General features: G+C 64.6%; 9 protein-coding genes. 4 read left to right on the top strand and 5 right to left on the bottom strand.

Features of this window, described 5'->3' with window-relative positions:
- Positions 1-86 precede the first annotated feature (86 nt).
- From KHP60_RS06155 to KHP60_RS06145, 3 genes are all read right to left on the bottom strand, one after another.
- The gene (locus KHP60_RS06155) at positions 87-908 is read right to left on the bottom strand and encodes a uracil-DNA glycosylase family protein (RefSeq protein ID WP_213562700.1); all 822 of its coding nucleotides are present in this window, start codon (positions 906-908) and stop codon (positions 87-89) included.
- A gap of 150 nt (positions 909-1058) precedes the next feature.
- A complete protein-coding gene (locus tag KHP60_RS06150; RefSeq protein WP_213562699.1) occupies positions 1059-1625 on the bottom strand; it encodes a methylated-DNA--[protein]-cysteine S-methyltransferase in 567 nt (188 codons plus the stop codon).
- A gap of 82 nt (positions 1626-1707) precedes the next feature.
- Positions 1708-2841, bottom strand: a complete 1134-nt coding sequence (locus KHP60_RS06145; RefSeq protein ID WP_213562698.1) for a transglycosylase domain-containing protein — start codon at positions 2839-2841, stop codon at positions 1708-1710.
- 478 nt (positions 2842-3319) lie between these two features.
- Here KHP60_RS06145 and KHP60_RS06140 point away from each other — a divergent pair, with 478 nt between their 5' ends.
- The 3 genes from KHP60_RS06140 (at position 3320) to KHP60_RS06130 (ending at position 8189) form a co-directional block, all read left to right on the top strand.
- Entirely contained in the window at positions 3320-4984 is a 1665-nt protein-coding gene (locus KHP60_RS06140; RefSeq protein WP_213562697.1) for an electron transfer flavoprotein-ubiquinone oxidoreductase, read from the top strand.
- Between the two features lie 325 nt (positions 4985-5309).
- Complete coding sequence (locus tag KHP60_RS06135) at positions 5310-7100, top strand: tetratricopeptide repeat protein (RefSeq protein ID WP_213562696.1); 1791 nt, start codon at positions 5310-5312, stop codon at positions 7098-7100.
- 225 nt (positions 7101-7325) lie between these two features.
- On the top strand, positions 7326-8189 hold the full coding sequence (locus KHP60_RS06130) for a 4-(cytidine 5'-diphospho)-2-C-methyl-D-erythritol kinase (RefSeq protein ID WP_213562695.1): 864 nt from the start codon (positions 7326-7328) through the stop codon (positions 8187-8189).
- Positions 8190-8324: 135 nt separating this feature from the next.
- Here the strand turns inward: KHP60_RS06130 and KHP60_RS06125 are convergent, their stop codons facing one another.
- Complete coding sequence (locus KHP60_RS06125; protein ID WP_213562694.1) at positions 8325-9128, bottom strand: MetQ/NlpA family ABC transporter substrate-binding protein; 804 nt, start codon at positions 9126-9128, stop codon at positions 8325-8327.
- Between the two features lie 514 nt (positions 9129-9642).
- Here KHP60_RS06125 and KHP60_RS06120 point away from each other — a divergent pair.
- Entirely contained in the window at positions 9643-11673 is a 2031-nt protein-coding gene (locus tag KHP60_RS06120; RefSeq protein WP_213562693.1) for a glycoside hydrolase family 113, read from the top strand.
- A 15-nt stretch (positions 11674-11688) separates the two neighbouring features.
- On the opposite strand, the gene KHP60_RS06115 is transcribed toward KHP60_RS06120, so the two are convergent.
- Complete coding sequence (locus tag KHP60_RS06115) at positions 11689-12708, bottom strand: polyprenyl synthetase family protein (RefSeq protein WP_213562692.1); 1020 nt, start codon at positions 12706-12708, stop codon at positions 11689-11691.
- Positions 12709-12789 lie beyond the last annotated feature (81 nt).

The raw sequence follows: 12789 nt of genomic DNA, 5'->3' as shown, positions 1-12789 counted from the left end.
ACCTTCCAGCCGCGGTATCTTAGCTCCGCAGGATCTTAAGGCGTAAGCATATGGACCGGTTCCGGAGCGAGGCGGCGAGAGCCGCCTTACTCCCGGCCGTCGAGAGCCCGCCGCAGAGCCTGGAAATCCCGCCAGCCGAGCCGCTTCTGCAGCGGCTGGCGCAGGAGGTAGGCCGGGTGCAGGGTCGGCAGCGCCCTGATCTCCCGCCCGTCCTCGGTCTTGTAGGTGAACCAGCGGCCGCGGGTGCGCAAGATCCCGTCCTTGAGGCCGAGCAGGTTCTGGGCCGCGGGACCGCCGAGGCAGAGCACGAATTCCGGGCTCGCCAGCTCGATCTGCCGCGCGATGAACGGCTTGCAGATGGCGATCTCCTGCGGGGTCGGCGTGCGGTTGCCCGGCGGGCGCCAGGGGACGATGTTGGCCACGTAGACCTGGCTACGGTCGAGCCCGATGGTCGCGAGCATCCGGTCGAGCAACTGACCGGAGCGGCCCATGAAGGGCTTGCCGATCCGGTCCTCGTCCGCGCCGGGCGCTTCGCCGACCAGCATGACGCGGCCTTCCGGATTGCCGTCGGCGAAAGCGAGGTTCTTGGCGGAGAATTTCAGAGCGCAGCCGTCGAAGCCGGCCAGGATGGCCTCGAGCTCCTCAAGTGATTGCGCATGGCGGGCCTGCTCGCGGGCCATGCTCGCCACCTCTTCCGGCGCAGCAGCGGCCGCTTTCGGCAAGGCCCGGGGAGGGGGGGCGGACGCCGTGGCGGATGCGGGAGCCGCGGCCTTGGCCGGAGCGCGCTCGGCCTTGGGTTCGGCAAAGCGGTTATGCGGCGTCTCGTCGAGTGCAAGATCCACCCCCGCCTCGACATGGAAGTCGAGCAGCGCCTGGAGAGCATCGCGGTCGGAAGGGGCATCCTGCATGGATCTTATGTAAGCATTCCGAGGGCTGTGGACAACTCAGGCCTGAGAAGGACCCGACAGATTCCGTTCTCTCGTCATCACCGGCCCTGACGTCCGAGATATATCCATGGAACGCTTGGCGAGCAGTCGTCTCCTGTGTTTTGCCGGGCGCTAAGAAATCAGGTCGAAGAGCGTCGGGCTCTCGTCGCGTCTGGCGCCTTCGATGGCCAGGAGGCGGCGCTTGGTCGTCGCCCCGCCATTGGCCGAGAAGCCTCCGAGCTTGCCGTCCGCCGCGACGACCCGGTGGCAAGGCACGATGACGGCGAACGGATTGCGCCCGAGGGCCTGCCCGACGGCCCGGGCGTTGTCGATGCCGAGCCGGGAGGCAATCTCACCGTAGGTCAGCACCCGGCCCGGTGGAATGCTGCGGGCCACCTCGTAGACCCGGCGGTCGAAATCCGGCACGCCGTCCATGTCCACCGGCACGGTGGACAGATCGCGCGCCTCACCCTGCAGCAGGGCCGTGACATCTCCGATGACGCTTTGGATAGGCTGCGGTGGCGGGGCTTCGCAGATCCCGGGAAAGCGCTTGGCCATGCGGTTGCGCATCGCCAATGTATCGTCCTCGGGGAGCTGGAAGCCCACGACCCCGCGCTCGTTCCACGCCAGCCCGCAGAGGCCGACGGGTGTCTCGAAGAGCGTGTAGAACGCGGTCTGGCCGGGCGGACGATCCTGCATGCTCTGTTTGTAAACCGCTTGGAGATGTCGAACAACTCGGGATGGACTTGAGCGGCACCAGGATCGCCCGGATCGTCATGGGTCAATTGGGGATCACCAGGGGTTCTCCCGCCGCGAGATGGGCTGCATTGGGTGAGATGAGCCCATCGTCCGCCATGCGGGCCAGAACCCAATCCCTCCGGACCTTCGCCCGGCCCCGGTTCTCGGCCATGTCGAGGCGGTAATGGTTGGGAGCCTTCGGCAGAGCCGCCAGATAGGCCGCGTCCGCAAGAGTGAGATCGCGCGGCTCCTTGCCGAAATAGGATTGCGCCGCCGCGGCGATGCCGTAGGCGCTGCCGCCAAAGTAGATCTGGTTCAGATAGATTTCGAGGATCTGGTCCTTGGTCAGATTAGCCTCGATCCTGCGAGCCAGAAGCACCTCCTTGACCTTGCGCTCGAGGGAACGCGGCTGGCCCGGCAGCAGCACGTTCTTGGCGACCTGCTGGCTGATCGTGCTGCCGCCCGCGGGATTGTTGCCGAGACTCACGAGGTTCTGCACAGACGCGCGCAGGATCGCCCGCGCGCTCACACCGCTATGGTCGTAGAAGTCCTGATCCTCGGCCGCGAGAAAGGCCTTCACCACGTGAGGCGGGATCTCGCCGAGGGGGACGAAGCTGCGCTGCTCCACCGGGCGCCCGTTGCTGTCGGTCCGCATCAGGCTGGGCGGCTGATAGCTTGCGAGCGAAGCTGCATCCGGCAGGTCCTGGCCATAGCGCCAGAGGAGCAGGCCGGTTCCGGCCCCCATGAGGCCCAGAACGACAGCCGTCGCGGCCGCGCCGCCGACGAGGATTCGGCGCAGGCGCCCCGTGGCGACCTCATAGGGCGCCGCCAGAAGATGGGCCGGGATGGCGAAGGCCCGGGACAGCTTTTCGATCATGTCGGCCGACAGGTGGCGCTTCCGGCTCAGGATCTCCGAGGCGCGGGAGCGCGAGCCGAGCGTTGCGGCGACGTCCTTCTGCCCCTTGCCTTGAGCGCGAAGGGCGAGTTGAAGCACGCTGATCGGATCGGCCGAGGCCGTCACGCCCTGCTTCGTCTCGTAGGCGGCCACGAGAGCCGCCAGAACGTCCAGCCGGTCTTCCTCAGGAGAGTTCGGCTCGGCATTCATGAGCGTTTCGATCTCACGCAGGGCTTGCTCGTAATCCGCCTGGGACCTGATCGGCTGTACACTGACGGTCATCGCTCGTTGCTCCATGGGGCGTAAGGGCATTCACGGCTTGGATCTGGGCGATCTCGCGGGCAAAGTTGATTCGAACCAGGACCTCGCATCCCTCGTCGGCGAGGGTGAGCCTGATGCAGCCCCTCTCCTCGTGGGCCATGGCGGACCAATGCCGAACCATCTCGGCTGGACTGCCCCAGGAGGCAGCGGACAGCAGAGCGTGGAGAGCCCTGAGAGAGGGCCCCGTTTCCGGATGAAGGGTCCAATAGGCTTCAAGCCTTGAAGTGCCGATCACAAGCATGAAGAATCGATACATGTTCCCAAACTTGGGAGCAAGTTGAATTTTCCGCATAACCTTATGCGGAAAGAGAACTTTGAGCAGGGCTTCAATGAAGCTAGGAAGGTGTCTTGGTTAGAACGACTTGAGAATTCGAATACATCGTTCATATGTAAACCATATGTCCACTCAAGCGTTGAAGCCGCGTACCAGGAGGAAGCCATGGCTGATCTGCCCGCCCGTGAATCGATGGAATTCGACGTCGTCGTCGTAGGCGCGGGTCCGGCCGGCTTGGCCACCGCCATCCGCCTCAAGCAACAGGCGGCTGAAGCCGGCGCGGACATCTCCGTGGTCGTGGTGGAGAAGGGCTCCGAGGTCGGCGCACACATCCTGTCCGGCGCCGTGATCGACCCCATTGGCCTCGACGGTCTCCTTCCGGAATGGCGCTCGGATCCGGATCGTCCGCTCAAGACCGAAGTGACAGCCGACGAGTTCATGTATCTGGGCCATGCCGGCGGCGTGAAGATGCCCAACGTGTTCATGCCCAAGCTCATGAACAACCATGGTAATTTCGTCGGCTCGCTCGGCAACGTCGCCCGCTATCTCGGCCGCAAGGCGGAGGAGCTCGGTGTCGAGATCTATCCGGGCTTTCCGGCATCCGAGGTGCTGGTCGAGGACGGCAAGGTGGTGGGTGTGGCCACCGGCGACATGGGCATCAGCCGCAACGGCGAGCCCAACGCCAACTTCACCCGCGGCATGGAGCTGCGCGCCAAGTACACGATCTTCGGCGAAGGCGCCCGCGGTTCACTCACCAAGCAGATGGTCGAGCGCTTCGGCCTGAATGCGGGCAAGGATCACCAGAAATACGGCATCGGCATCAAGGAGCTCTGGCAGGTCAAGCCGGAGCACTTCCAGCCCGGCCTCGTGCGCCATTCCATGGGCTGGCCGCTGCCCAACAATGCCGGCGGCGGATCCTGGCTCTACCACTTCGACGACCATCTCGTGTCCGTCGGCTTCGTGGTGCATCTCAACTACAAGAACCCGACGCTGTCGCCCTTCGACGAGTTTCAGCGCTTCAAGACGCATCCGATGGTGCGCGACGTGTTCGAGGGCGGCAAGCGCATCGGCTATGGGGCGCGGGCCATCATGGAAGGCGGCTGGCAGTCGGTGCCGCGCCTGTCCTTCCCCGGCGGCTGCCTGGTGGGCGACTCGGCCGGCTTCGTCAACGTGCCGCGCATCAAGGGCAGCCACAACGCCATCCTGTCGGGCATGCTCTGCGCCGATCACGTGTTCGCGGCCCTGCAGGCGGGCCGGGCCCACGACGAGGTCGCTGCTTACGAGGAAGCCTGGCGCTCCTCGCCGATCGGCTACGATCTCAAGCGCGTGCGCAACGTGAAGCCGCTCTGGTCGCGCTACGGCACGGCGGCCGGGGTGGCGCTCGGCGGCCTCGACATGTGGCTCACCGAGATCTTCGGCTGGTCGCCCTTCGGCACGATGAAGCACGGCAAGCCGGACCACGAGTGCCTGCTGCCGCTCTCGTCCGTGAAGCCGATCCAATACGACAGGCCGGACGGGGTGCTGACCTTCGACAAGCTGTCCTCGGTGTTTCTGTCCAACACCAACCACGAGGAGGACCAGCCGGTCCATCTCAAGGTCAAGGACATGGGGCTGCAGAAGGGCTCGGAGCACGATGTCTATGGCGGACCCTCGCAGCGCTACTGCCCGGCGGGCGTCTATGAGTGGGTCGAGGGCGAGGGCGGGGTGCGCTACCAGATCAACGCCCAGAACTGCGTCCACTGCAAGACCTGTGACATCAAGGACCCGAACCAGAACATCAACTGGGTCACCCCCGAAGGCGGCGGCGGGCCGAACTACGTGAACATGTGAGGGCGTTGCCGCTCCTTATCCTCCCCCTTGCGGGGAGGGCAGGGAGGGGGTGGCTCGATTGGATAAGGCCGTCCCATCACACCCACCGCGTCATGGCCGGGCTTGTCCCGGCCATCCCGATTTGGAGAGCGTTGTGCCTCAGCCATCGGGATCACCGGCACGAGGCCGGTGATGACGTAGCGGTGTATCCGCGCCCTCACGCGGCTTTTACGTCCCCAGCGGCAATTGTCCCCTTGCGGCCATCAGAGGGAGACGCCATTCTCCGGCCTGATTTGGCGCACATCTCAACCGTCAAGAGATGCTGCGATGATTGGAGCCGCGCTTCGTGCCCATTTTGAAACTGCCTTTGGCCCATAAGGGCCTGCCTGCATTGATGTTTCTCGCCGCCGGCCTCATGACGGCCCCGGCCGTGGCGGCCAATACGGCCGAGGACGAGATTCTGCGGCCTGCCCAGAGTCTCGAGGGCAACTTCCTGTCGGCCTATGTGGCCGGCTCCGCGCGGGACACTGAGGCTGCAACCATCTTCTTCCGCGAGGCGATCCAGGAAGACCCCCGCAATCAGGAGCTTCTCGAGCGGGCCTTCGTGGCTTTCCTGGCCAACGGCTCCATGCCCGAGGCCGTTCGCGCGGCCGAGCGCCTCTCCGCCCAGGATCCGTCGAACAACCTGGCGCAGTTCGCTCTCGCGGTCCGCTCCATGAAGAGCCAGAAATACGCCGATGCCCGCGCCCGCCTTTCGAAGGGCACCCGTGGGCGTCAGGCGGACCTGACGGCAACGCTTCTCACCGCCTGGACCCTTGCCGGCTCCAAGGACGGCAAACAGGCGCTCGCCACCGTCGACAAGCTCAAGAACGAGCGCGCCTTCGACCAGTTCCGCGAATACCACGCCGCCCTCATCGCCGATGTGGTGGGCAACCCGACCGAGGCCGAGAAGCGCTTCAAGGCGGCCTATGAGGGCGAGCGCAACACCCTGCAGGTGGTCGACGCCTATGGCCGCTTCCTCGCCAAGCGCGGGCGCAAGGACGAAGCCCTGAAGATCTACAAGGCCTTCGACGAGGTGGCGCCGCGCCACCCGATCGTTCGCGCGGCCATGAAGGCGCTGGAAGAAGACAAGCCGCTCATGCCGCTCGTCGTCAATGCGCAGGACGGCGCGGCGGAGCTGCTTTACGGCCTCGGCGTCGTCGGCAACACGCAGGGCGACGAGCTCACCGCGATCATCTACCTGCGGCTCGGCCTCGACCTGAAGGGCGATCATCCGCTCGCCCTCGTCACGCTGGGCGACGTCTACGAGCGCCTGAAGCAGTACGACAAGGCCAACGCGATCTTCGAGCGCATCCCGAAGGACTCGCCCGTGCGGCCGAGCGCCGATATCTCCATCGGCCACAACTACGAGCTGATGGGCCGTGGCGACGACGCCATCTCCCATCTCGAGACGCTCATGAAGGAGCGCCCGGACGACGTTGAAGTGGTCATGGCGCTGGGCAACGTGCAGCGCTCGCGCAAGAAGTTCGCCGAGGCAGCCGAGACCTACGACAAGGCCATCAAGCTGATCGGCCAGCCGGAGCGCGGCCACTGGATCCTCTACTTCTATCGCGGCACGTCCTACGAGCGCTCGAAGCAGTGGGACAAGGCGGAGGTCGATCTCAAGAAGGCGCTCGAGCTCGTTCCCGAGGGGCTTCCGGCCGGGCGGGCGCAGGTGATGAACTACCTCGCCTATTCCTGGGTTGACCAGAACATGAACATCGACGAGGCCTTCAAGATGCTCACGAAGGCCGTGGAGCTCGCGCCCCGCGACGGCATGATCATCGACTCCCTCGGCTGGGCCTATTACCGCATGGGCCGCTATGACGACGCCGTGCGCGAACTGGAAAAGGCCGTGGAGCTGAAGCCGGGCGATCCGACCATCAACGACCATCTGGGCGATGCCTATTGGAAGGTCGGCCGCAAGCTCGAAGCCAAGTTCCAGTGGGACCACGCCAAGAACTCGGATCCGGAGCACGAGGACCTCGTGAAGATCCTCAAGAAGATCGACAACGGTCTGGACGAGGAGCCGAAGCCGGCCGCCGCCGAGAATGCGCCGCCGCCGGAGCCTGAGATGCCGAAGCACAACGGCGGGTAAGGCAGGTCCAAATTTCGCTTCTCCACGTCATGGCCGGGCTTGACCCGGCCATCCCGATGCTGTGAAGCGCTGTGCTTTACCAATCGGGATCACCGGCACAAGGCCGGTGATGACGGAAGGAGGGCGTCGATCCTTCGGGAGCCGGATTCCCGGGATGACGTTTGAGAGGGGCGGCTATGACGAGGCGCACTTCCCAACGGCTCCGCTCTCGGGCATGGAAGCGCCATGCCTCAGCCGCTCGCCACCCGCGCTCCCGCCAAGATCAACCTGACGCTCCACGTGCTCGGGCGCCGAGCGGACGGCTATCATGAGCTGGAGAGTCTCGTGGCGTTCGCCGGCACGGGCGACGATCTGCGGCTCGAGTCCGGGGCAGGGCTAGGCCTCCAGGCCAGCGGCCCGACCGCCTCTTTTGCCGGAAGCGGTGCCGACAATCTCGTCCTGAAGGCCGCGCGGCTTCTGGCAGACCGTGTGGAAGGCCTGCAGCTCGGCATCTTTCATTTGACGAAGCGCCTTCCGGTGGCCGCCGGGATCGGGGGTGGATCCTCGGACGCGGCGGCGGCCTTGCGGCTCCTGGCCCGTCTCAACGGCCTGCCGCTGTCTCATCCTGCCCTGCGCGAGGCAGCCCGCCTGACGGGCGCGGACGTGCCCGTCTGCCTGGAACCGAGCGCCCGCATGATGCGGGGAGCGGGCGAGGAACTCGGACCTCCAGTGAATTTGCCGCGCCTGTTCGCCGTGCTGGTCAATCCGCGCGTGCCTGTCGAGACGCCGGCGGTGTTCAAGGCTCTCGGGTTGCAGCCCGGGCAGGCTCTGGCGCGAGGGAGCCATCCGGCCATCGAGCGAAGCACGCTGGTCGATAGGCTCCTGGCTGCGCGCAACGATCTTGAACTTCCGGCGCTGCACATTCAGCCGCTGATCGGCGATGCGCTCGGCCTGCTCCGGCGGACGCGAGGCTGCCGCCTCGCTCGCATGTCGGGGTCGGGCGCGACGGTGTTCGGCCTCTACGACGATTGCGAGGCAGCGGCCGCCGCCGCGAAGGCGGTCGGGCGCGCACGGCCGGATTGGTGGGTGAAGGCGACGAGCCTTCGGTAAAACCAACCCGCCCTCGTCATCACCGGCCTTGTGCCGGTGATGACGAGGGCAGGGAGCGCCACGCCTCACTGAGTCGAGATGGCCGGCACAAGGCCGGCCATGACATGAGGAGTTGTCAGAGCTTCTCGGAGCCCCTTACCACGCCGGGATGATGGCGCCCTTGAAGCGCTCTTCCAGGAACTTCGCGACCTCGGGGGACTGGTAGGATTCCACGAAGGTCTTGATCTCCGGGCGATCGTCCCCCTGACGGGCGGCGATGAAGTTGGCGTAAGGATTGCCCTCGCGCTTCTCGACCGCGATCGTGTCCTTGCGGATGTCGAGGCCCGCATTGAGCGCGTGATCGGTGTTGATCACGGCCGCGTCGAGATCGGGCAGGGCGCGGGGCAGCTGCGCGGCGTCGAGCTCGGAGAATTTTATGCCTTTCGGGTTCTCGGCGATGTCGAGGAGGCTCGGCGACAGGCCCTGGCCCTCCTTGATCTTGATCACGCCTTCGGCGGCGAGAAGGTTGAGCGCGCGGCCGCCGTTGCTCGGATCGTTCGGGATGCCGATCTTGGCGCCCTTGGGCAGGTCGGCGACGGATTTCACCTTGGTGGAGTACAGGCCGATGGGCTGGACGAAGGTGAAGCCCACCGGGACGATCCTGTAGCCGCGGGCCGCGATCTGCGCATCGAGATAGGGCTTGTGCTGGAAGGCATTGGCGTCGAGATCCTTGCGCTCCAGGGCCTCGTTGACCAAGGCGTAGTCGGAGAAGGGTACGAGCTCGACGTTCAGGCCCTTGCTGGCCGCGACCTTCTTGACGACCTGCGCCACCTCTTCCTCGGCGCCGGACATGACGCCGACCTTGATGCTCTTCTGCTGGGCGGATGCCGGCAGCACGGCGGTCAGAGCGGCGAGCGCGAGGGTCGCGGACAGGAGAGCGCGGCGGGTGAAAACGGACATGGAAGTACCTTTCGGGCAAAGTGCATCCGGCCTTCAACTCGAAGCCGGATAGGTGGTTCGGTGGTAAGGAAGGATCAGGCCGGGAAGCGGCGACACCGCTCAGCCAGCAGGGGCCGAAGGGTGGGCATGGATGCCATCATGGTAGTCAGGCGCGTCATAGCCGATCGATCCTCGTGAACCACGAGGCGGAAGCCGCTCGTGGCGCTTTAGCCTTTGATCACGCGGGGCAAGCTGCTCGTCTCAAATCGCCGCGGCCTTGAGGGGGTGGAAGCCACCTCGAGACGGAATCTTTCTATACCGGCTGATTTTTATGTCAATCGATCTGTTCTGTAAAAAGAACAAGCCTGGCATGCCTGGAAGACGTACCCGGTTGCACCTTGATGCTTCGGCTGCGCCATGGCGACACTCGGCCATTCGGCCTAACGACAGATCGATGATAAACGTTATAAAATAATAAACGATTCGGCTGATATCCTTCGGGCAAATTGTCAGCCAGTGAGAGCAGGGGCCAGCTATGAGTGCTTCCGGTCAGATCTTCGAGTGGGAAAGCATTACCCAGCCTTCATATTGGGGCGGACAAATTCTCGACCCCAACGGCTTGAAAGCCATGAGCCAGATCGTGGCCACCGGCGCCAATACGGTCACGATCATTCCGAACTTCTTCCAAGCGGATAAATTCAGCAGCTCGATGGGATTGAGGCTCGGCGATCCAACCAATCCCTGGGACAACGAGAGCGACACCTTCGAGCAGGTCAGGCAATCCATTCTCGAGGCCAAGGCACGCGGCCTCAAGGTTGTGGTCAAGCCGCATCTGGAAACGAACAATCGCATCTGGCGCGCCGAACTCGCACCAACGGACCCCAAGGCTTGGTTCGACAGCTACAAGGCCATGATGGTCGACTATGCCAAGGTGGCGCAGGAAGCCGGTGCGGAAATGATCTGCGTCGGCACCGAGATGAACAGCATGATCGATCCGACCAAGACCTGCAGCGACGGCAAGACCTATACCCAGAAATGGATTGAGATCATCGAGGCCGTGCGCGCCGTCTATTCCGGCAAGGTCACCTATGCGGCAACCTATGACACGGTGCAGAAGGTCGGCTTCTGGGACAAGGTCGATTTCATCGGCGTCGACGCCTACATCCCGTCCTCGACCGTGAACAATCCCACTGTCGACCAGATCGTGGATGCCTGGGTCAAGCCGCATTTCAATTCCTGGGTTCGCGATACCCTACACAGGGGCAAATCCGTCGTCGAATATTACAAGGCGCTCTCGGAGCAATACGGCAAGAAGGTCATCTTCACCGAGGTCGGCTACAAGAGCATGGACGGGGCAAACAAGGACCCGGGTGTTTTCGGCGGTAGTGGGACCTATGACCCTCAGGAGCAGGTCGACTGCTATGAGGCTCTCTTCAAGGTGATGGAAAACTACGGCGGGCAATGGCTCGCCGGGTCGTTCCTCTGGAGCTATTACTCCTTCGAAAATCCCATGGCGCCGGTCGCTGAAGGTGGACGGGACGTCAAGTGGACGGACTACACCACGCAGCACAAGCCCGCCAACGCCGTGGTGACCAATCATTATTCGGGACCGGCCCATGTAACGGGCCTCGTCTGGAATGGCACAACCGGCGCCGACAAGCTCGATGGCGGCTATCACAACGATACGCTGAACGGCGCTGCCGGCAACGACGTGCTCTGGGGCGGCGCGGGCAATGACGTCCTCTCGGGCGGTGACGGGGTCGATGCGATGACGGGCGGAGACGGAGATGACGTCTATTCCGTCGACGCGAGCGGCGACACGGCGATGGAAGCCGCCACCGGCGGCACCGACCAGGTGATGTCCGGCATCAGTCATGCACTGGGCGCAAATGTCGAGAACCTCGTGCTGACCGGCACGGGCGCCCTTGCCGGTACCGGCAACGAGCTCGCCAACACACTTGCTGGCAACAGCGGCGCCAACCTGCTCGTCGGCGGGCTTGGTGACGACCAGCTCTTCGGCTGGGCCGGTAACGACCCGCTGTCCGGCGGAGCAGGCAGCGACCGGTTGTTCGGCGGGGTGGGCAATGACACGCTCAAGGGCGATGGCGGCGACGACATCCTCGTCGGCGGCGCCGGCAAGGACACGCTCACCGGCGGCAAGTGGAGTCGGGCGGACGCCAACAAGGACGCGTTCCTGTTCGACTTCAAGGTGACCAAGAGCAACGCCAGGAGCCACGCCGACACGGTGAAGGACGCCCAGTTCAAGTACGATGCGTTCTATTTCGACGATGCGGCCTTCGGCAACGCGACCATCGCCCGATACCTGAAGGGCAAGAACGCCGCGCTCGACCACGCGGTCACCATCAAGAAGGGCTGGTTCGCCTTCGACCAGGCCAAGGACCGGGACGACTTCTTCATCGCGAAGAAGATCAATGCCAAGACCTACAAGCTGTTCTTCGATGCCGACGGTTCGGGGGCGAAGCACAGGGCCCTGGAAGTCGCCACCGTCACCTACGACAAGAAGGTCGGCGGCGAGGTCAGCTACAAGGACTTCCTCTTCGTCTGACGAAGGAGCGCCTGTTCAATAGGCGCGGGCGATGCAGAAATCGACCGCGTCGAGCAGGGCCTGCTTCATCGGGCCCGACGGGAAGAGGGCGAGGGCATCGCGGGCCATGGCGCCGTAATGGCGGGCGCGCTCGACCGTGTCCTCCAGCGCCCGGTGACGGCGCATGATGGCGATGGCCTGTTCGAGATCCGCATCCTCGATCTCGCCCTGTTCGAGCACGCGCTTCCAGAAGGCGCGCTCCTCGTCCCTCCCGCGCCGGAAGGACAGGACCACGGGAAGGGTGATCTTTCCTTCCCGGAAGTCGTCGCCCACGTTCTTGCCGAGCGTCGCGGCCTTGCCGCCGTAATCGAGGGCGTCGTCCACGAGCTGGAAGGCGATGCCCAGGTTCATGCCGTAGGAGCGGCAGGCAGCCTGTTCCGCCTTGGGACGGTTGGCGATGACGGGCCCGACCTCGCAGGCGGCGGCGAAGAGTTCCGCCGTCTTGCCGCGGATCACGGCGAGGTATTCGTCCTCGGTGGTTTCGGTGTTCTTGGCGGCGGCGAGCTGCATCACCTCGCCCTCGGCGATCACGGTCGCGGCGGCCGACAGGATGTCCAGGGCGCGCAGCGAGCCCACTTCCACCATCATGCGGAAGGCCTGGCCGAGCAGGAAATCGCCGACGAGCACGCTCGCCTCGTTGCCCCACTTGATTCGGGCGGCGATCTTGCCGCGCCGCATGTCGCTCTCGTCCACCACGTCGTCGTGGAGGAGGGTGGCGGTGTGCATGAACTCGACGGAGGCCGCGAGCTTCACATGCCCGTCGCCCTGGTAGCCGGACAGGCCGGCGGTCGCCAGCGTCAGCATAGGCCGCAGGCGCTTGCCGCCTGAGGAGATCAGGTGGTTCGCCACCTCCGGGATCATCGTGACCTCGGAACCCGTGCGCGACAGAATCATCGCATTGACCCGTTCCATGTCGGAGGCCACAAGGGACACGAGCTTCTCGATGCTCGCATTCTTCTCGGGATGCTTGTCTTCGAACGGAACGACGACGCCCACGTCTTACTACCCGGGTTGCCGGCCGGCTTGGCCGGTAGGAATATCAGTCACCGTGGCATGGCACTTTCCATGCTGCAATGC

The organism is Microvirga sp. 3-52 (assembly GCF_018383585.1).
Classification (GTDB): domain Bacteria; phylum Pseudomonadota; class Alphaproteobacteria; order Rhizobiales; family Beijerinckiaceae; genus Microvirga.
This window is presented reverse-complemented; position numbering and strand designations above follow the sequence as displayed.

Excerpts from the sequence above, each read along its gene's own strand:
- KHP60_RS06150 (WP_213562699.1), bottom strand. The coding sequence starts at position 1,625 with ATGCAGGATCGTCCGCCCGGCCAGACCGCGTTCTACACGCTCTTCGAG.
- KHP60_RS06140 (WP_213562697.1), top strand. The coding sequence starts at position 3,320 with ATGGCTGATCTGCCCGCCCGTGAATCGATGGAATTCGACGTCGTCGTC.
- KHP60_RS06120 (WP_213562693.1), top strand. The coding sequence starts at position 9,643 with ATGAGTGCTTCCGGTCAGATCTTCGAGTGGGAAAGCATTACCCAGCCT.
- KHP60_RS06130 (WP_213562695.1), top strand. The coding sequence starts at position 7,326 with ATGCCTCAGCCGCTCGCCACCCGCGCTCCCGCCAAGATCAACCTGACG.
- KHP60_RS06155 (WP_213562700.1), bottom strand. The coding sequence starts at position 908 with ATGCAGGATGCCCCTTCCGACCGCGATGCTCTCCAGGCGCTGCTCGAC.
- KHP60_RS06125 (WP_213562694.1), bottom strand. The coding sequence starts at position 9,128 with ATGTCCGTTTTCACCCGCCGCGCTCTCCTGTCCGCGACCCTCGCGCTC.
- KHP60_RS06145 (WP_213562698.1), bottom strand. The coding sequence starts at position 2,841 with ATGACCGTCAGTGTACAGCCGATCAGGTCCCAGGCGGATTACGAGCAA.